This window comes from Pseudochelatococcus sp. B33 (genome assembly GCF_053570585.1).
On the sequence record NZ_JBSEFH010000029.1, the window covers coordinates 1 to 15098 of the forward strand.

Consider the following 15098-nt stretch of genomic DNA (forward strand, 5'->3'; position numbering starts at 1 on the left):
TATAGGTGGTGTCCCGGAAGGGATTCGAACCCCTGACCTACGGTTTAGGAAAACCTGAACCGCGCGTCTATTTGCTTTTTGTCTTCAGTTGCTTGCCGCCGGAGCGAGCCGCAACCTTGGGATTTTTTTGGGATTTCGCGCGGCGCGCCGCCTCGTCCCGAGGTCGAGACTCCATCGCCTCCGCTACGTCGTCGATCAGCGCGTGCGCATACCGCATCGTCGTTTTGATATCGGCGTGGCCGAGCATGTTCTGAACCGCCTTGAGGTTTTTTGAGGCACGCAGCGTACGGGTTGCTCCTGTGTGGCGCATGTCATGGATGTGGAAATCCTCGACCTTCGCCTTGTTCACGATGCGGCCGAATGTGGTTCCCCATCCATGATAGGTGATTGGGTACCGCCGGCCGCGGACCCACTCTCTGCCGGTGCGTTTGCACTTTTTCGTGCGCTTGGCCACATAGGTGAAGACGCTGTCCTTGTGATGGCCGCGTAGCGACCATAGGATGGCGCGAATCTCGGCGGTGATCGGGAGGACGTGATGCCTGTCGCCCTTTTGAGTGACACGGATCACCCCTGCGTGCCAGTCGACCTGTTTCCATGTGAGGTTCACGACTTCGCGCCGGCGCAGGCCGGTGGCTTGCGCAAACAGCCGGGCAGGGCGGTAATCCTCTCGCTCCGCCGCCTTGATGGCATCCTCTTCGACGAACGATAGCTCCCTGATCCTCTCCGGCGGCTCTTTCAGCCGGTGCGCGGACCAGTCCGGCATGTCGGGGAGCTGGATTTTCCAGATCTTTTGCGCCCTCGTCATGATGCGGCTCAGGAGGTCGACGGTCGTCCGATTGACGGTTGCCGGCGTCACCAGGCCCATCTCGGGCTTGCCCCGGCGAAATTCGGCACGTCGGCGGACGACAGCCAACGCGACCTTGTTGTCATCGATCTCCGACAGGAGGGTGTCTTTCCCGACGAGGTTGATGAGACCAGCCACCTTGTTCTCAACGCCAGGGTCCTTGAGGTGCTGGCCGACCTCATCCCACCAGCGGCCCGCCGCAACGTCAAGCGTGGTCGTAGCGGACGTGTATGCGCCGCGGGCGTCTTGCCGCTTCAGCTCCTCGCGGCGGCTTCTCTCGACGCCTTCGGCTCTGCGCCGGTCTTTAGTGCCCGTCGTTCCATAAAACCGAGTGCCCCGCCATTGGAAATCGTAGTAGTAGACTGACGACCCCTTGGGCTTGTAGACGGACATTCGCGGCGCCTCATTCGCTCAAGAAATTCCACAACGTCTGCGAGTGAAAATTCGCGACGGATGCTCCGCTGGCCAAGGCCCTTGTGCACGTATCGGATATTCCCCGCCTTCGCGTGTTCGCGCAAGGTCTTTTCATCCATGCCGAGTAGGTGGGCAGTCTCGGAGAGCGGCAGGGTAACACGTGCCTCGTATGCCCTCAGCAATGGCTCTGGGATAGCCTCCCTCATCCGTCACCTCCATTCTCTGAGCCTGCAGTGGGTGGTAAATCCGAGCGCCACTTGAGGCCGCCCCTGCCATCACCTGTGATCAGGGCTTTGGTCCCCACTGGCATGGTTTCTATCGGCTCCCACTTCTCTACTGTGTACCCTGCGGCGCAGAGGGCGCGGAGGGCGGCAGTCGCAAGCACGTTCGCGGATCCGGGCTGGAAAACGACCGGCCATGCCTTGCTGGCCTGCATCGCCTTCGCCATGATTTCGATTGCGGGGTCAGTCATCGTTCTGCCGCTCCAGATAGTCAAAGATCGCGGCCAGCGAGGAAGCGCCCACGGCATTGAACCCGACTGGCGAGTTTGGATACCAGTGCAAGATCCAGACGCTGTTTCGTGCAATGGCGGCCGATTTTTCTTCATCCGACACCCAATCGATGCTGCTGAGGTAGGCGTCGCCCCCATCCAACTCTTGCTCGGCCGTCGCATATCCGGACGAGTGCTCGTTGTACGATAACGTCAACGACGAGTGCTCGCCTTTCAATAGGGCCAACAGCCTCGCTTCGAGTTCTGCGATTGCGTGGTCAGTCATGATCTACCTCGATCTTGAAATGCTTACGGCTACGCTGCTTGGCGTTCTTCGCTGCCTGTCGCTCCATCTCCGGAATGTCCATCATTCCGGCAGGGATGGCGCCGTTCTTCCTCCCGGCCTTCTTGCGCAGCCATGACACGAGGGAGCGGATATCGCGGCTAGCCCTCATCTGGATGCCTCGGTAGGTGTTGCCATGCGATGGGGGTGAGGTTTACATGCACCGGATCGCCAGATTTCCAAATCCACGTCTCACCTGCTTCGGCCGGGGCTAGCGCCTCTCCGACATGCCCACCGGTTGTTGCCAGCAGCACATTTTCCCCAGCCGGCGCTGCGCTCAAATCCCTGTTCCACGCCGACACGAGATCGGAGCGAGTGTAGGGGGTGCCGCCTTGCGGGATGTTGTGGTATGTCCTGCGGTGCTGCTGATCTTCGGCATACGTCAGGCAAAGCGTTTCAGGCATTTCGTGCATTGGTCTCTCCCTCTCCCTTCAGGACAGCGTGGGCGTGGCGGAGGTCGGCGATGGTGATGAATCCGGCGGCTGGGTGCTCCCAGATGCTCAAGGTGGGGATATCATCGTCATCAATGCCGGCTTCATACGTCTCTCCAAACGGCCTCAGCGCTTCTTCAAGGGCGCGGATGCGGTCAGCAAGCGGCGTGGTGGCCCGTTCAACAGCCCGCGCCTCGCGCTCAGCCAGCAGCTCGGTGGCGCGGCCCTCGCTGATCTCGAATAGCGGATCGTCGGGATTGAAGGGCTCCGACTTGTCCGGCGCGCGAAGATGTCGGATGAAGATGCGCGGAGCATCGTCGCATGCCGCGAAACGGCGCCTGTTCTCCGCGAAGGTCACATCGTACCAAGCCTTGGCACGCGCGCACTCCAGCTCTGTTACCCTCGCTTGCAGCGCTTCGATGGTGTCGGCGGCGAACTCTGGCAGGCTGGATTCCTCGCCGTGGCCTTCGTAGAGCGGTGTCATCCGCAACTGTTTCACGATGTCAGTCATGGGAATAGCCCTTCATCATAGCCCCTCCTATTTCGCGGGCATGAGGCAGCCATTCACCAATCCTGCGCCGCTGCTCGGCCATGATTTCCTCGGCTGTCATCCGCTTGTTCGTGCCTGTGCGATCCTCCATGATCTCGTGCGTTAGATCGTGGACCGCCAGCACCTCGTCATCGGACATGGAGATGATGCGCTCGCGAAGATTGGCCGGTATGAGTCTCTGCCGCTGCGCTTTGGTCAGGCGCTTCTCAACCATCCCCACCTCCCTTGCTGTAATTCGGCAGCAACGGCTGCATCTCGTTGTGCTCATAGGCTGATGCGATGCGGGGGCGGACGTGCTCGGAAACCAGCGCCCCATCTGGCATGACGATGTTCGCGAGAAACTCGTCCTCGAATGTCACGATGCCGACCGCAACAGCCTCCAGCTTCGCCTTGACGACGAGTGCAAGAGCGCGCCATCTGGACCGGCACGCCTGTTCCCATGCTGCGAGCGCAGCGTCCGCCGTGCGGAGGGCGTTCTTGGTCGGGGTATGGGTGAACTCCCAGTCGGCGGGGTCGGGCATTTGCAGCCGGAACATGACGCGCCGGTCATTCATCACGAACACGACAGCGGCCTCATGCTCGCCCTCGACGTGCATGAATTCCTTGGCGCCGTACCTGCGCAAGGTGGCGCGGATCTCCGCGATGCTTTTGTCTGTCGATACCGACGTGTCGGCTGCGTAGCGGCGTGTCATGAGGTCTCTTCACCTCCCTTGCGGGCACGGATGGTGGCGGCGATGCTGATCGCGGCTTCGGCCGCTGCCCCGTGGAGAGGGGAGATATCTTCCGATGCTGTTTCTGATAGAAACACGCTATTGGCAGCCTTCTCGTCCGCCACCTTCGCGCACGCCTCACGCTCTTCCGCCAGCGCCTGTTCGGCAGCTTCGTATCTGCCAATTTCTGCCAATCCTTGTTTTGTTCTTTCGTTCAGTGTCGTCATGCGCGCTTGTGCGATTTCCGATACTGGATAGTCATCAGGTAAAGATGCATAGTCTATGTCTCGTAACACTTCACGTATTTTGGCTAACTCTTTCTCGGCCACTTCGGCGCGAGATTGCCATTTCGCTAAATGGTTTCGGACGTTGTCTTCTGCCTGCAACGTTGCCTTGAGAGCCTTTTCCTTCTCCGCTATCCGCTCCGCCGCGTAATCAGCGGCGAAGGCGGCGAGCAAGTCGGGGAAATGAACGTCCTGCATTTGGCTGTCCTTCTCCCGCCAGTAGCGTGCCGCCCTCTCCGCCAGATCGGCAGGCGGATCTTTGCCACCAATATACGCCGTCTCTTTGTCATCAACGGCGGTTGGTGATAGAGGGGCGGCGTCCAACGATCCGGGATTTCCGGACAGTTGCCCCGATCGCCTTTTCTCTTTCGCCGCCTTCTTCGTCGCGTAGTCAATGGCGCCTCTCCATGCGGCATACAGTAGAATGCGCTGCACGCTCTGGTCCGGGATATCGCGTTCCCGCGCCCATTTGTCGAACGCTTTCCTGTCGGCGTCAGCCATTGCTTTCTCCTCCATTCGTGCCCCTGATGGCGACAGGCTTGTCTTTGGTCCGATCGTGCTCGATTGCCTTGTCGGGCGGGGCGGTGCGCCAGTCCGGCCAATTGCGCGCCTCATTCTTGTCCTGCTTGGCAACGAGCGCGGCGATGATCTGCTCGGGCGAGTGCCCAGCGCGCCATGCTCCGTCGAGGGCAAGGATGACGACGTCGACCCATTCGGAAATGTCGGATGGGTCGGCATCGATCTCCGCCAGCTCCTTGCGGATATGATCGATGACGCCTTTGGTGCGCGCGCCGGGGCCGAAGGTCTTCTCGGAGAATGCGCGTTGCCGAGCGAGGTGTGCACGGAAGTCGAAGGACGGCTCCCGTTCTGTTGCCCAAGCGACAGCGGCGTGCCAAGTAAGCTGGCATGCCTCGTCACAGTTGAGGGGATGATAGACGCTGTCCCAGTATTCTTCAAAAGCGCGGTCTGTGTCAGTCGTCATACTAAAGGCTCCCCTGTTACGTCGCACCACATCCGTCTCGCACGGGCGAAGCATCCTACGAACTTCTGGACTGTTACCGTCTGTGGTTCTGCGTAAAAACCAGCGGCTGCCTCGTCGAAGGCCCTGGCTTTCTCAAGCCAATCTGGCGGAAGGTCAGTACGCTTCTCGGCAAGCTCATGCATGCGCTCTGACAGCGCCGTTCTCGTTGCGTCACTCATCGCTGTTACTCCGGTAGGGTGATGAGGCGATGGCATCTAAATAGCCGGTGAGATTGAACCCACCCGCCTTCTCAAGTGCTTTCAACTGCTCGTCTGTCGGCTCTATTGGCACCACAACCGCTGTACCGTCCATCAGTGCTGCGGCGGCTGCCGGGGTAAGGTTCAGAGTCTTCAGAGCATGATCGGCGACGCGGGTCGTTTCCTTGCGGCGAAGCTCGCCGGCCATCATCTCGATTGCCGGTGGGCCCTCCGGGTAGAGGAATGCCGTGACAAGCGCATCAATCAGCTTTTCGCGGGGATCGGTCATGGCTGACCCCTGTTCTGTTCGCGATATCGGCGCAGCAGCTCTTCACCGGCCTCTGGGTTGATCCTGTCGAGCTGGAGCAGCGCCCAATGCAGCCCATCGGCGAAACCTCTTCTGCTGCCCTTCCGGAATTCCTCAATGTACCGCTCCGTGCGTCGGCGCTCGCGATCATCGACGACTGTCGTCACAGTGACCGCGAAAGCGCCGCGTGACTTCGGTTCGGCGGCGATGAATCTATAATACCCAGGCTCTCCAGCTTCTGGCACGGTGCGCCACCATTCGTGACGGACGATGTCTCTGCCCTCCTCGCCGAGGCGTAATGGCACGTACCGGGCGTCGTGTTCTGGGTCGGCGCCGGTGTGCTTGTTCACCGCGTGGGCGAACTTCCAAACATCGTGGTGCCCCTTGGCGTAGAAACCGAGCAGCCCGCCACCATCAGGGCCAGCTTCACGAATCTCGATGATATCGGATACATAGACCTTTTCGTCGGTCATAGCTCTACTCCTGGATATCTGATCAGTTGACCACGACGTAGGGCATGCCACCCGGTAGCGCCGACCACAGGTCGCGCGGCAGTAGAAACCGGGCCTTCCCGGCAGCAATGCCGAGCATGAAAAGCTTGTCCATGGTCGGATGCATTCCTGTCCATTGCCCGCCACCCCTGTCCATGCAGGCATTCAGGAAGGACCATCCTCCGCCGCCGGCTGCTTGGAACTCGTCCGGCAATTGGGCGAGCATCGCCTCAATGTCGGCTTCTCGGCCGGCAACGTCGAGGGCAACGCAGCCCATCACACCTTCGGTGGTCTCGCCAGCTTCTCGGAAGCATTCCGCAAATAGCCGTTCAACGTTGCAGGCGGTAAGTTTCATAGCAACCACCCCACTAGCGCACCGAGCAGAAAGAAGAATATGGCGAATACACCGGCGAAAAATCGCAGGTCGGAGCCTGATGGTCCCCACATTATAGTTCTACTCCTGCGGCTTTAAGGGCGGCGAGGGCTTTTTCGTGCTCGGCCTCGATGTCGTCCAAGTCGAGGATGCCCTCGTCCAACACGGAGACAAGCCGTTTCAGCGCCTCCACCAATGCTGGATAGGAGTTGATTGCGCGCCGAACGTATTCAGGGTGACGGTGTACTGTGGCCACATGCGTCCACTGTACACCGTCCTTGAAGTAGCCCAAGAGGCCGCCGCTGGTCATTTCCCAAGGCAGGCTATCAGGTATCTTCACGGTCATGGCGTGTCCTTTCCTTGAGCATGGCGTCGGCGTATTGGTAGGATGTTGTAGCATAGTGCAGGAGAAGCTCTTCAAAGGTACCGAACCCCGATGGTGCATCCGCTGTGACAAGTGCCTGTAAAGCCTTCGCGGCGAAGTAATCGCGGACGCTGATGCCCTCGTCGGCCTTGACGACATCAGCGTGATAGCCAATCTTCTGTTTCACGAGCGGAAAGGCTGGTCCACCGTTATCCTTGCTCATCCTGGTATTCCTCTGAGTTGTTGCAGACCGGGCACGGGCGACCGCGACGGTTCTCGCCGACCGTCCACTCGTCTTTGACCCATCCAGTGCAATGGCCGCAGTGCGGGCAGGTGAACTCAATGCAGCCTTCGCCGGCGTCGCTGACGTGCATGCGCTTGACGGGCGCTCTGCGGTGGCGTGGGAGGTCGCCGGCCTCAAACAGTGTCTGGCTCACGGCCTTCCTCCCTTGCGATAAGAGCCTTCAGCAGCGCGGAGAGGATGGCGAGGGTCAGCGACGCTTCATGCTCCGCGTCAAACTCTTCTCCGTCTGCAGGGGTAACTCGTGCCCCGTACAACGGCTCACCGGGAGTAAGTCTGCCCTTGCCGAAGAAGTAGAATGCTCCAGGAAGCGCCCGCTCAATCAGAGCAACGGCGGCGTCGATTGATGCGCTATACTTGGGGCAATTCCACCAGTCCGCGACATTGTTGGCATGGTTCAGATGCTGCGCACGGTTCCTGCGCCAGACATCCTCAAACCGGACAAACTTGGCCGGTGAGAGTTCGACCCGCGAGCCGTAGTCAGGGATGAAAGCAATCTGGATCTTGGCATCCAACTCCCTATCCGGTCCGTCTGCCGTCTCTACCCGCACCAGCAGGTCACGGAGGGTGGGGAGGTCATAGGTGGTCATGGCCGGGCTCCAGTCGCAAAATCTTGACGGCCAGATCTAGCGCCGCGTCTTTCCCTTGGCCTGGCACGCGAGTGACGGCAATGTCCTGCCGGAACAGAATTCTGTCGAACGTGGACACGCCAAATTTCAGATTGTTCGCAGCCTGCCATTCGTCGGCGGCTGCCTTTAATCGCCGGTCAAGGTCGGCGATCTGGTGAGGTGTTGCTGCAAACACCGGACCGTCATCATACTCGCTATTGGCGCGATCATTGCTGTAGATATCATCCTCGACCGCTTCGATTATAGTCCCGGCATTCAGCCAGTCCGCAAGGCGGATAGGCGGGTTCGTCGCGTAAATCACCGTGGCGAGGCCGGTGAAACCGCGATCCTTGTCAGCAGTTTTGCCCGCGTCGTCGTCGTGATCCTCCAGCCAGTCGCCTAGCGCATCACGCGGGTCGTTATGCGGCCCATAGTGATAGACATCGTCACCTGAGGTTGCCGCATACCAATCGCCGCCAGTCAGTTTTTCGCTGTTCATTCCCCATCACTCCTGCGGCAGGAGTGCGCGGATGGCAGCGTCTATATCCTCTGCCATCTCGACGGCGGATTCGTGCCGTTGCACCCACGGTTCATCCCTCAGACAGCGCCGCGCCGGTTCCGCCAATCTATCAACCTCCTTCAGCGCCTCTTCGAGCGCGATGCGGATGACGATGCGGGCGTCTGAACGCGTGATATCGATTGGTCCGGGGCGCGCTTTGGACCAGTTAGCCTCAAGAGCCCGTGCCGCGCGCTCGATCAGTTCATTGGGGGTCATAGTCGGGTCTCCGAACACTGGTGACGATGACATTGAACTCCTGTGAGGTTCCGTCATCACCGCCGTAAATGCTGTCGATGTAGCCGGTTATCTGAACCGGGATGCGCATTTCAGGAGGACACGGGCCGAGCGGTGGTCTCTCTGCGAAATGCTTGGCGAGCTTACCTCGGCCTTTCTTGACGTCGAGCAGAGCGAAATCGCTGGTGATCTTGATCCAGCTCATTCCAGTCCCTCCCCGACCTTGTACTTGACGGGGACGCAGGCGATGCGGTTTGTGCCCATGCAGGCGGCATGGCTGTCTGCTATTGCCCGACTGCCGTGACCGAAAGCTTTTCCGCCCTCATACACGCTCAACCACAGCTCACGTTCTTCGGGGACGTTGATGAGGTTGCGAGGCTCGCCTGCGTCCCGGGTGCTGAATTGGCCACCTGATCGCCAGCATTGGAGAGCGTCGCTATCGCCGATGTACCCCAACACCGGAAATGACCCACGTGCAGATGTCGTGATAATCTCCACCGGTCTGCCGTCACGCGTCTGGACGGGCTTGCTCCAATCAATTGTCATTGCCTGTCACCCCCTGCACGATGTTCCGAAGCAGATTCAGTTCGCGCTCCATTTCTGCGACAATGTCGGCCCGGACATATTCCGTGGCGCGCTCATGCCGGATGTCCTCGAAATACCCGTTGACGAAAGAGGCATAGCCAGGCAGGGACACGCCGCCGCCTCGGATGACGGCCCAGATGCGGTCGGGTGCGGGAGCCTTGGTCATCGGGCGGCCTCCCTGTCCGACGGCCGCACAGGCACGATAATCCCGTACTCGTCTATGAGGTCGGAAAGCTGGTCACGGTCGACGCCGAGTTCACTGGCGACGCGGTTCCAGAACGCGGGTGTTTCAATCCGCTGGGTTTTCGCCGTTTCGAGAATCACGGCTGTGACGGTGTTGCGGGCTGGCTTTCGGAAATGTCGGCGAGCCATCATGCGCTCCAGTCAGTCAGCGAGGCGCGTGCAGACGCGATGGCCGCAGCCGCTTTCTTCAATTTTTCGCGCAGCTCGTGGACTTCCGCAGCGAGAGAATTGTTCTCGCGCTCCAGATCGTCAATCATTAGATCCCGCGCGTCGATAACTTTGCGGTTATCGCTGTCATTGGACAGCCAGGAGAAGAAGTTCATTTAGATTTCCTCTTGGGGAACGGGCGAGAGGCAATCTTCCTCTTGCGCCTTTGTTCTGGTGGCGGATCGTCGCCATTGGCTTTGGCAAGGATGCGCATGTCGAAATCTGATGCGTCGCGCGCGAGGCGCTTTGCCTTTGCGATCGCATGGATGTCTCCGCCGGCAGATGTCGCGGGCCTACCGTTGGTCTTGGCCTTGTGGCAGTCGCGGTGAACGGCTCGCAGGTTGGACAGATCATCAGCGCCGCCGAGCGCCAGCGGCACGGCGTGATCGAAGTCGAGCCCGGTCAGATCGCCCAGCCTGCCACCGCACAGCGGGCACGTGGCCTGCGCGACTACTACCTTCAGCTTGTCGAGCGTCGTGATCTTGCGGCGAGTGGCGGGTGCGTCCGTCATGCCGCCTCCATCTGGTCGATGTTCTGGCGGTGGACATCAAAGCTCGTGACGCTCACCCACGGGTTGGCTTCCCATGCGCCGGGGCCGTTGATGCTGTTCCAAAGGGTGCGGAAACTGTCTTTCGCGGTTGGGCAGCATTGCGTTTGCGGCATCAGGTAGTCTCGCCACCCATCACTATCGCATAAGACACCTTCCGCAATCGCATCTTCTTCGCTGATATCCTGCAAGCGCTCAACGCGCACGCCCGTGACGATCAGCGTCAGGCGGGAAGCCCAGCGGGGCATGTGGATGCTCGGCCTCGGTTTGGTATAGTCTCCGCCTGTCGGGTTGCCGTCAGCCCAATACCAGGGAGGCAAGAGGCCATCCCGGTCGACATCCAGACTATCGTATGAAAATGCCTCACGCACCCATAAACGATCACCAGGAGAGAAGGACTTGAATGGCCCGACCGCGCAGCCATCCGAAATCCACATCCCGCCACGAACGGGATCGTGGAACCATCTCGCCGTTTCCGGGGAGACGTTGCGGAAGTCACGGCGAGAGGGCTGCGGCTTCAGCACCCTTCGCGTCATCGTCTTGCGACCGTCGATCAACGCGCGGACCATCGGGGCGGAAAAAAGGATGGGTTTGTCTGTCATGCCGCCCTCGCGCTACGTTGGGGTGCCGCCGGTGCGCGCGGAGCGGTCATCTCCGCGATCTCCGCAAGCAGCTCTTGGTGCTCGACGCCGATGGCCTGCGCGAGCGCTATGGTGGCGCGGGCGAACCATTCTCCGAAGCGGGTCTGGTCCATGGCTGCAAAGCTGATGCTGGCCGGCACGGCGTACGGCTTGCCGGTGAGCAGATTGACGCGCACCTCGGCGAGACCAGTGGCAAGCTTCAACTCGTCGAGCAGCACATCCTCGCTCGGCCAGCGGTCGGTGTTGTCCACGACCTTGCGCAGGGCGGCGAACAGCAGCCGGTGGTGCTTCGGGTTGCGGGCGCGGCGCAGGGTGACGAGCACATCTCGACCATCCTTGATTTGCGCCATCATCTCGTCGGCCATGACATCGCTCGGTACTAGGGTGTTGCCGCGCTTGGTGAAGCATCTGGCGTCGAGGTCGCTCATGCTGCCTCTTGCCCATATGCGGCAGCACGCAGTTCTGCCCGCTTCGCAGCCCATGCCTTGCGCACATCGTCCTTGTCGGTGGGCGCGAGGACTTCAAGCGCTTCCTGCGTTTTTGTGTCCTTATACCAGTCCGCCAGATCCGCCTCGCTCTCGGCGAGGCTGATGGCGTAGAGCATTGCCGCCTTCACACCTTTCTCGCCGGGAGAGGGGTCGCGCGGTGCGGAGCTCTGCTGACGGTCCTGCGGCTTCTGGTCGGCAGACTGGCGCGAACCGGAGTTCCCGCGCCCATTCGCGGCGGGCTTATCCTCATCGGCGTCCGCGTCGTCATAGTCGCCGGTCGGCACCTGGAACATCGCCAGCAAGAAGTACTTCCGCGCGGCTGTGTGAGCCTTGTTGAGCGCCTTGTCGTCAAAGCCGCCTTTGGTGTTTTTCGCGGCCGCAACGCCAGTCTGCCGGATCGGGTGCGGCCACACCTCGCCCGACGAATGGGCGATGGTGAAATCGTAGTCGACGGCGATGGCGCTTTCGTTCGCGATGAACTCGCGCCCGACCTCGTTCTGGAAGATGACGACGCCGTGCTTCGCCAGCAGGGGCTGCAAAGCGTGAAAAAGGTCGGCGGCGGTGGCGTACATGTACCGGTGGAAGTCGTTCTTGCCGCGCTTCTCGACGCTGCCGACCTCGCCGATAATCTTGGCGATTGCTGATATGATGTTCGTGGGTGCGCTGGACATATCACACCACCCTTTCAGTGCGGACAGTGACACCTGCCGGAGGCGCGCCATTGGCCTTGTGGTAGCCGCGCGCCGCGCTGATGATGGCTTCGCGGATTGAGTCCGTGAGCGGGAGGTCGATCAGTGCGGCAACTGGGTCAACGACCTCGAACACAAGCACGGTACGCAGCGATAGGGCGCGGGCATTGCCGGCCTTGAGCTTGACGTGCGCATCCTTCTCCGCAATGGCGGCGGCGCGCTCGGCTCGGGCTGCATCACGGGCGGCAGCTTCGGCGTCCAGCGCGGCCGATCCCAGATCTACACCGACCTCGCCTTGGGCAGCGTTGTCGCGCGCATCCAGTTCCGCCATCTCGGCTTCGCGGGCCTTGCGTGCGGCGTCCTCGGCGGCGCGGCGTTTCTCTTCCGCCTCGGCGCGACGCGCGTCTTCCTCGGCGCGGGCAAACGCGGTGAGGCGAGCCTTCAGTTCGCCGGTGATCTTGTCGAAGATCGTTGTCGGCGCCTTGTAACGGGCGTTGATCTCCCTTACCTCATCATTGAGAGGCTTCACGAGACGCTTGCGCTCGTCCTCGAAATCGGCTGCGTTCTTTCGCAGCGTATCGATGTGCGCGGCTGCTGCGGTCGCGGTAGCCTGATCGCCCGGCTGGATTACGGGGTTATCTGCCAGCCACGCGGAGACGCCCGTGATAATGGGTTGCGCCAGTTCGATTGGCGCCGGCGGGCAGTTGTGCCCTATAGTTGCTGCGACAGACATGATCGTCTCCAATCAGCGGGCCGCGTTACGGGCGGCGAAAAACAGGCAGATGAGGCTCGGTCCGAAAGCGACGGTTAGTGCCGTGAGGCCGAAGATGATGTCCGTCGTGCGCCGCCTCCCCTGACCTTGCGGAGGATGGCGCGCGCCCTATCGGCGAACTCGCCTTCTTCGCTCTGGGTGGCGACAGAAAGCGTTTCCTCAAGGGAAGCAACAAGCTCGTCGAACAGAAGAATCTGCTCAATCGTGAATATCTTTCCGCCGATGGTGAGCTTTTCGGGGGCGAACTGTCTCGCGACTACTTTGTGTGATACGAGCGCGTCCGTGTTGATCACGAGGTCTTGTTTCATGCCGCGCTCCCGATCAGTTCTGCGTCGATCTCGGCGAGAGCAGATAGCGCCTCAGCGCGGATTGCTCTCAATTCATGGACACGGGCAATAGCCTCGTCGTAAAACCACTCAGCACGAGCGCAGTGGCCGTTGATGTTGATGCCAGCGGAAAGCATGGCCTGCCAACAGTCGTGGGTGTTCGTGGTATCTGCGCCAGCTTCAAACACGGCTCGCGCGGCGCGCTCGATGGACGCAGACAACGTGCGGGGGTAAGTCGTGATCATTATCGTGCTCCTGCACGAAGGCCGACGTAGAGGCCGGCGTCGTGATCGAATTCGAGATCGAGCTTTCCGGCGTCGTCGAGACGCATGATTTCGGCCGAGATCATCGCGAAAAACGGGTCGTCCTCGGCCAGTCGCTCGCGTTGCAACGGAGCGTCCTTCTTGTCGGTCTCATCCACCGCCAGCGTGATGCTCTCGACGCGCTCGACATAGGCGCGGTCCTGCTCGTAATCCCACGCAACAGTCAGATCCGCGATACCGTCCGTGATGATGCCGATGGCATGGCCGGGGCGGATCAGAACGGGGAATTGTTCGAGGCGATAGGGTTGGGATTGAGTGTTCATGGCGCCCTCAATCCTCATCGTCTTCGGCGTCATCCGCCGGGACAGGTTTGCCGTTGTGCAGGGTGTAAAAAACACCCGGCTCAATGCCGTTATCTCCTACCTTGCCGGACCAGTGGTTGCAGATACCGCCGTCGTCGTCGCGCTCGATTAGGAACAGGACAGAGCCCGCCTTTTCTCCGCGCGCCTTGCCGAATTCGCCGGTGGCAATCGCAACACCGTTTTCGCTGTCGACGGTCGCGGATGCTTTGTATCCGGTCGCGAGAGCTGCACTCCGGTGCCCCGTGGCGGACGACGCGCTCCAGTCCCCCGTGGCGGACGACGCGCTCCAGTCCCCCGTGGCGGACGACGCGCTCCGGTCCCCCGTGGCGGACGACGCGCTCTGGTCCCCCGTGGCGGACGACGCGCTCCAGTCCCCCGTGGCGGACGACGCGCTCCGGTCCCCCGTGGCGGACGACGCGCTCCGGTCCCCCGTGGCGGACGACGCGCTCTGGTACCCCGTGGCGGACGACGCGCTCCGGTCCCCCGTGGCGGACGACGCGCTCCAGTCCCCCGTGGCGGACGACGCGCTCCAGTCCCCCGTGGCGGACGACGCGCTCCGGTCCCCCGTGGCGGACGACGCGCTCCGGTCCCCCTCAGAATGATTACTGCCAGACGGCGTTGTCCGGTCCAGCACCCACTTGATGGTCCGCGTCACGATTTCATGCCACGTCAGTTCGAACTTCAATGTGATGGATGCAGACGCGAGTTTCCTGCCATCGCGGTCACGCTTGCCGAATTGGTCTACGATACCGAAACGGTTTTTCCCCGGGGCATAGAAGTCGAGCACAGACAGCGGATGCTCATCGACAGGGCAAGCATGGAAGCCTTTCTCGCAAGCCTTGATCTTGCCTTCGACGGTGTAGGTGCGGCCGAACTCAAATTGGAAGCCACGGCATTTCAGATCGGCATCGAAACCCTTGATCGACTCCACCACATCCGTGGGCGCATCAACAGGGCTCGGGGAAATCTCGTTGGTCATCGCTCTCTCCATATCCCCCTTGCGTTGTGCGCTCTGTCGTGGGGTATGGGGAGACGATACGTATCGTATTGGCCCGTGTCAACACAAAACGTATCGTCTCAGATTATTTTTTACGAAACGTGTCGCATCCCCTCCCGACCTGCGGTATAAGAGGAGTGAGGGTGCCGCGTCAGCGATCCTCCGGCCATCGGTCTTAACGGTTTGTTAACCAGTCCGGGGCCTGATAAACAAAGAGGCCGCCGCAGGAGGGCAACCCCGTGACGGCCATGTAACCCCTCTCTAGGGGAAACGATGTGTCATCATTGGGCCGCCCAATCGCAAGCCCTCAGATGACGCGCTTCGGATCAGGTCGGAAGCCTGCGGAAGTGCCCGCAGACATTCTCCAGCTTACCGAAGCGAATGCGTGTGTACGGGTTAACCCATACCATTCGCAGCTCCTACGGCTGCGCACCGCATTGGACAATCCGTCCCCTCG

At 60.9% G+C, this 15098-nt stretch carries 29 protein-coding genes; all 29 read right to left on the reverse strand.

Translation table 11 applies throughout. The features are described from left to right. Positions 1 to 67: 67 nt before the first annotated feature. Positions 68 to 1237, reverse strand: a complete 1170-nt coding sequence (locus ACUSIJ_RS24655) for a tyrosine-type recombinase/integrase (RefSeq protein WP_449311075.1) — start codon at positions 1235 to 1237, stop codon at positions 68 to 70. A 485-nt stretch (positions 1238 to 1722) separates the two neighbouring features. Then, positions 1723 to 2034 carry a hypothetical protein gene (locus ACUSIJ_RS24660; protein WP_449311076.1) on the reverse strand — a complete coding sequence of 104 codons (312 nt, stop codon included), beginning with the start codon at positions 2032 to 2034 and terminating at the stop codon, positions 1723 to 1725. Then, positions 2027 to 2203: a hypothetical protein gene (locus tag ACUSIJ_RS24665; RefSeq protein WP_449311077.1), complete on the reverse strand. Its 177-nt coding sequence runs from the start codon at positions 2201 to 2203 to the stop codon at positions 2027 to 2029. The genes ACUSIJ_RS24660 and ACUSIJ_RS24665 overlap by 8 nt, the downstream gene beginning before the upstream one ends. A gap of 284 nt (positions 2204 to 2487) precedes the next feature. Beyond that, complete coding sequence (locus ACUSIJ_RS24670) at positions 2488 to 3033, reverse strand: hypothetical protein (RefSeq protein WP_449311078.1); 546 nt, start codon at positions 3031 to 3033, stop codon at positions 2488 to 2490. Continuing rightward, positions 3026 to 3286, reverse strand: a complete 261-nt coding sequence (locus ACUSIJ_RS24675; RefSeq protein WP_449311079.1) for a hypothetical protein — start codon at positions 3284 to 3286, stop codon at positions 3026 to 3028. Before ACUSIJ_RS24675 ends, ACUSIJ_RS24670 begins: the two co-directional genes overlap by 8 nt. After that, a complete protein-coding gene (locus tag ACUSIJ_RS24680) occupies positions 3279 to 3764 on the reverse strand; it encodes a hypothetical protein (protein WP_449311080.1) in 486 nt (161 codons plus the stop codon). The genes ACUSIJ_RS24675 and ACUSIJ_RS24680 overlap by 8 nt, the downstream gene beginning before the upstream one ends. Then, positions 3761 to 4567, reverse strand: a complete 807-nt coding sequence (locus ACUSIJ_RS24685; RefSeq protein ID WP_449311081.1) for a hypothetical protein — start codon at positions 4565 to 4567, stop codon at positions 3761 to 3763. The genes ACUSIJ_RS24680 and ACUSIJ_RS24685 overlap by 4 nt, the downstream gene beginning before the upstream one ends. After that, positions 4560 to 5048, reverse strand: a complete 489-nt coding sequence (locus tag ACUSIJ_RS24690; protein ID WP_449311082.1) for a dATP/dGTP pyrophosphohydrolase domain-containing protein — start codon at positions 5046 to 5048, stop codon at positions 4560 to 4562. Before ACUSIJ_RS24690 ends, ACUSIJ_RS24685 begins: the two co-directional genes overlap by 8 nt. A 210-nt stretch (positions 5049 to 5258) precedes the next feature. Continuing rightward, the gene (locus ACUSIJ_RS24695) at positions 5259 to 5573 is read right to left on the reverse strand and encodes a hypothetical protein (RefSeq protein WP_449311083.1); all 315 of its coding nucleotides are present in this window, start codon (positions 5571 to 5573) and stop codon (positions 5259 to 5261) included. Then, positions 5570 to 6064 (reverse strand): hypothetical protein, encoded by a 495-nt coding sequence (locus ACUSIJ_RS24700; protein WP_449311084.1) that lies wholly within the window; start codon positions 6062 to 6064, stop codon positions 5570 to 5572. The genes ACUSIJ_RS24695 and ACUSIJ_RS24700 overlap by 4 nt, the downstream gene beginning before the upstream one ends. A gap of 22 nt (positions 6065 to 6086) precedes the next feature. Further along, the gene (locus ACUSIJ_RS24705) at positions 6087 to 6437 is read right to left on the reverse strand and encodes a hypothetical protein (protein ID WP_449311085.1); all 351 of its coding nucleotides are present in this window, start codon (positions 6435 to 6437) and stop codon (positions 6087 to 6089) included. A 91-nt stretch (positions 6438 to 6528) separates the two neighbouring features. After that, entirely contained in the window at positions 6529 to 6801 is a 273-nt protein-coding gene (locus ACUSIJ_RS24710) for a hypothetical protein (RefSeq protein ID WP_449311086.1), read from the reverse strand. Then, positions 6782 to 7042 carry a hypothetical protein gene (locus ACUSIJ_RS24715; RefSeq protein WP_449311087.1) on the reverse strand — a complete coding sequence of 87 codons (261 nt, stop codon included), beginning with the start codon at positions 7040 to 7042 and terminating at the stop codon, positions 6782 to 6784. The genes ACUSIJ_RS24710 and ACUSIJ_RS24715 overlap by 20 nt, the downstream gene beginning before the upstream one ends. A 194-nt stretch (positions 7043 to 7236) precedes the next feature. Beyond that, entirely contained in the window at positions 7237 to 7710 is a 474-nt protein-coding gene (locus ACUSIJ_RS24720) for a hypothetical protein (RefSeq protein ID WP_449311088.1), read from the reverse strand. Next, on the reverse strand, positions 7697 to 8227 hold the full coding sequence (locus ACUSIJ_RS24725) for a hypothetical protein (protein ID WP_449311089.1): 531 nt from the start codon (positions 8225 to 8227) through the stop codon (positions 7697 to 7699). Before ACUSIJ_RS24725 ends, ACUSIJ_RS24720 begins: the two co-directional genes overlap by 14 nt. Before the next feature lie 6 nt (positions 8228 to 8233). Then, the gene (locus ACUSIJ_RS24730) at positions 8234 to 8503 is read right to left on the reverse strand and encodes a hypothetical protein (protein ID WP_449311090.1); all 270 of its coding nucleotides are present in this window, start codon (positions 8501 to 8503) and stop codon (positions 8234 to 8236) included. Then, positions 8490 to 8726: a hypothetical protein gene (locus ACUSIJ_RS24735; protein WP_449311091.1), complete on the reverse strand. Its 237-nt coding sequence runs from the start codon at positions 8724 to 8726 to the stop codon at positions 8490 to 8492. Before ACUSIJ_RS24735 ends, ACUSIJ_RS24730 begins: the two co-directional genes overlap by 14 nt. 330 nt (positions 8727 to 9056) lie before the next feature. Then, complete coding sequence (locus ACUSIJ_RS24740; protein WP_449311092.1) at positions 9057 to 9272, reverse strand: hypothetical protein; 216 nt, start codon at positions 9270 to 9272, stop codon at positions 9057 to 9059. Then, positions 9269 to 9481, reverse strand: a complete 213-nt coding sequence (locus ACUSIJ_RS24745; RefSeq protein WP_449311093.1) for a hypothetical protein — start codon at positions 9479 to 9481, stop codon at positions 9269 to 9271. Before ACUSIJ_RS24745 ends, ACUSIJ_RS24740 begins: the two co-directional genes overlap by 4 nt. Continuing rightward, positions 9478 to 9672 (reverse strand): hypothetical protein, encoded by a 195-nt coding sequence (locus ACUSIJ_RS24750; RefSeq protein WP_449311094.1) that lies wholly within the window; start codon positions 9670 to 9672, stop codon positions 9478 to 9480. Before ACUSIJ_RS24750 ends, ACUSIJ_RS24745 begins: the two co-directional genes overlap by 4 nt. After that, positions 9669 to 10067, reverse strand: a complete 399-nt coding sequence (locus tag ACUSIJ_RS24755) for an HNH endonuclease signature motif containing protein (RefSeq protein ID WP_449311095.1) — start codon at positions 10065 to 10067, stop codon at positions 9669 to 9671. The genes ACUSIJ_RS24750 and ACUSIJ_RS24755 overlap by 4 nt, the downstream gene beginning before the upstream one ends. Beyond that, complete coding sequence (locus ACUSIJ_RS24760; RefSeq protein WP_449311096.1) at positions 10064 to 10705, reverse strand: hypothetical protein; 642 nt, start codon at positions 10703 to 10705, stop codon at positions 10064 to 10066. Before ACUSIJ_RS24760 ends, ACUSIJ_RS24755 begins: the two co-directional genes overlap by 4 nt. Then, complete coding sequence (locus tag ACUSIJ_RS24765) at positions 10702 to 11172, reverse strand: hypothetical protein (RefSeq protein WP_449311097.1); 471 nt, start codon at positions 11170 to 11172, stop codon at positions 10702 to 10704. The genes ACUSIJ_RS24760 and ACUSIJ_RS24765 overlap by 4 nt, the downstream gene beginning before the upstream one ends. After that, entirely contained in the window at positions 11169 to 11954 is a 786-nt protein-coding gene (locus ACUSIJ_RS24770) for an ERF family protein (protein ID WP_449311098.1), read from the reverse strand. The genes ACUSIJ_RS24765 and ACUSIJ_RS24770 overlap by 4 nt, the downstream gene beginning before the upstream one ends. Continuing rightward, the gene (locus ACUSIJ_RS24775) at positions 11905 to 12654 is read right to left on the reverse strand and encodes a hypothetical protein (RefSeq protein ID WP_449311099.1); all 750 of its coding nucleotides are present in this window, start codon (positions 12652 to 12654) and stop codon (positions 11905 to 11907) included. The genes ACUSIJ_RS24770 and ACUSIJ_RS24775 overlap by 50 nt, the downstream gene beginning before the upstream one ends. 74 nt (positions 12655 to 12728) lie before the next feature. Beyond that, positions 12729 to 13001 carry a hypothetical protein gene (locus ACUSIJ_RS24780; protein ID WP_449311100.1) on the reverse strand — a complete coding sequence of 91 codons (273 nt, stop codon included), beginning with the start codon at positions 12999 to 13001 and terminating at the stop codon, positions 12729 to 12731. Continuing rightward, positions 12998 to 13264: a hypothetical protein gene (locus ACUSIJ_RS24785; protein ID WP_449311101.1), complete on the reverse strand. Its 267-nt coding sequence runs from the start codon at positions 13262 to 13264 to the stop codon at positions 12998 to 13000. The genes ACUSIJ_RS24780 and ACUSIJ_RS24785 overlap by 4 nt, the downstream gene beginning before the upstream one ends. Continuing rightward, a complete protein-coding gene (locus ACUSIJ_RS24790; RefSeq protein ID WP_449311102.1) occupies positions 13264 to 13605 on the reverse strand; it encodes a hypothetical protein in 342 nt (113 codons plus the stop codon). The genes ACUSIJ_RS24785 and ACUSIJ_RS24790 overlap by 1 nt, the downstream gene beginning before the upstream one ends. 7 nt (positions 13606 to 13612) lie before the next feature. Next, positions 13613 to 14623, reverse strand: a complete 1011-nt coding sequence (locus ACUSIJ_RS24795) for a DUF7666 domain-containing protein (protein ID WP_449311103.1) — start codon at positions 14621 to 14623, stop codon at positions 13613 to 13615. Positions 14624 to 15098: the final 475 nt, after the last annotated feature.

What these genes read in the sequence shown, in the direction of transcription:
- ACUSIJ_RS24655 (WP_449311075.1), bottom strand. Translation starts at nt 1,237, where the DNA reads ATGTCCGTCTACAAGCCCAAGGGGTCGTCAGTCTACTACTACGATTTC.
- ACUSIJ_RS24660 (WP_449311076.1), bottom strand. Translation starts at nt 2,034, where the DNA reads ATGACTGACCACGCAATCGCAGAACTCGAAGCGAGGCTGTTGGCCCTA.
- ACUSIJ_RS24665 (WP_449311077.1), bottom strand. Translation starts at nt 2,203, where the DNA reads ATGAGGGCTAGCCGCGATATCCGCTCCCTCGTGTCATGGCTGCGCAAG.
- ACUSIJ_RS24670 (WP_449311078.1), bottom strand. Translation starts at nt 3,033, where the DNA reads ATGACTGACATCGTGAAACAGTTGCGGATGACACCGCTCTACGAAGGC.
- ACUSIJ_RS24675 (WP_449311079.1), bottom strand. Translation starts at nt 3,286, where the DNA reads ATGGTTGAGAAGCGCCTGACCAAAGCGCAGCGGCAGAGACTCATACCG.
- ACUSIJ_RS24680 (WP_449311080.1), bottom strand. Translation starts at nt 3,764, where the DNA reads ATGACACGCCGCTACGCAGCCGACACGTCGGTATCGACAGACAAAAGC.
- ACUSIJ_RS24685 (WP_449311081.1), bottom strand. Translation starts at nt 4,567, where the DNA reads ATGGCTGACGCCGACAGGAAAGCGTTCGACAAATGGGCGCGGGAACGC.
- ACUSIJ_RS24690 (WP_449311082.1), bottom strand. Translation starts at nt 5,048, where the DNA reads ATGACGACTGACACAGACCGCGCTTTTGAAGAATACTGGGACAGCGTC.
- ACUSIJ_RS24695 (WP_449311083.1), bottom strand. Translation starts at nt 5,573, where the DNA reads ATGACCGATCCCCGCGAAAAGCTGATTGATGCGCTTGTCACGGCATTC.
- ACUSIJ_RS24700 (WP_449311084.1), bottom strand. Translation starts at nt 6,064, where the DNA reads ATGACCGACGAAAAGGTCTATGTATCCGATATCATCGAGATTCGTGAA.
- ACUSIJ_RS24705 (WP_449311085.1), bottom strand. Translation starts at nt 6,437, where the DNA reads ATGAAACTTACCGCCTGCAACGTTGAACGGCTATTTGCGGAATGCTTC.
- ACUSIJ_RS24710 (WP_449311086.1), bottom strand. Translation starts at nt 6,801, where the DNA reads ATGACCGTGAAGATACCTGATAGCCTGCCTTGGGAAATGACCAGCGGC.
- ACUSIJ_RS24715 (WP_449311087.1), bottom strand. Translation starts at nt 7,042, where the DNA reads ATGAGCAAGGATAACGGTGGACCAGCCTTTCCGCTCGTGAAACAGAAG.
- ACUSIJ_RS24720 (WP_449311088.1), bottom strand. Translation starts at nt 7,710, where the DNA reads ATGACCACCTATGACCTCCCCACCCTCCGTGACCTGCTGGTGCGGGTA.
- ACUSIJ_RS24725 (WP_449311089.1), bottom strand. Translation starts at nt 8,227, where the DNA reads ATGAACAGCGAAAAACTGACTGGCGGCGATTGGTATGCGGCAACCTCA.
- ACUSIJ_RS24730 (WP_449311090.1), bottom strand. Translation starts at nt 8,503, where the DNA reads ATGACCCCCAATGAACTGATCGAGCGCGCGGCACGGGCTCTTGAGGCT.
- ACUSIJ_RS24735 (WP_449311091.1), bottom strand. Translation starts at nt 8,726, where the DNA reads ATGAGCTGGATCAAGATCACCAGCGATTTCGCTCTGCTCGACGTCAAG.
- ACUSIJ_RS24740 (WP_449311092.1), bottom strand. Translation starts at nt 9,272, where the DNA reads ATGACCAAGGCTCCCGCACCCGACCGCATCTGGGCCGTCATCCGAGGC.
- ACUSIJ_RS24745 (WP_449311093.1), bottom strand. Translation starts at nt 9,481, where the DNA reads ATGATGGCTCGCCGACATTTCCGAAAGCCAGCCCGCAACACCGTCACA.
- ACUSIJ_RS24750 (WP_449311094.1), bottom strand. Translation starts at nt 9,672, where the DNA reads ATGAACTTCTTCTCCTGGCTGTCCAATGACAGCGATAACCGCAAAGTT.
- ACUSIJ_RS24755 (WP_449311095.1), bottom strand. Translation starts at nt 10,067, where the DNA reads ATGACGGACGCACCCGCCACTCGCCGCAAGATCACGACGCTCGACAAG.
- ACUSIJ_RS24760 (WP_449311096.1), bottom strand. Translation starts at nt 10,705, where the DNA reads ATGACAGACAAACCCATCCTTTTTTCCGCCCCGATGGTCCGCGCGTTG.
- ACUSIJ_RS24765 (WP_449311097.1), bottom strand. Translation starts at nt 11,172, where the DNA reads ATGAGCGACCTCGACGCCAGATGCTTCACCAAGCGCGGCAACACCCTA.
- ACUSIJ_RS24770 (WP_449311098.1), bottom strand. Translation starts at nt 11,954, where the DNA reads ATGGCGCGCCTCCGGCAGGTGTCACTGTCCGCACTGAAAGGGTGGTGT.
- ACUSIJ_RS24775 (WP_449311099.1), bottom strand. Translation starts at nt 12,654, where the DNA reads ATGTCTGTCGCAGCAACTATAGGGCACAACTGCCCGCCGGCGCCAATC.
- ACUSIJ_RS24780 (WP_449311100.1), bottom strand. Translation starts at nt 13,001, where the DNA reads ATGAAACAAGACCTCGTGATCAACACGGACGCGCTCGTATCACACAAA.
- ACUSIJ_RS24785 (WP_449311101.1), bottom strand. Translation starts at nt 13,264, where the DNA reads ATGATCACGACTTACCCCCGCACGTTGTCTGCGTCCATCGAGCGCGCC.
- ACUSIJ_RS24790 (WP_449311102.1), bottom strand. Translation starts at nt 13,605, where the DNA reads ATGAACACTCAATCCCAACCCTATCGCCTCGAACAATTCCCCGTTCTG.
- ACUSIJ_RS24795 (WP_449311103.1), bottom strand. Translation starts at nt 14,623, where the DNA reads ATGACCAACGAGATTTCCCCGAGCCCTGTTGATGCGCCCACGGATGTG.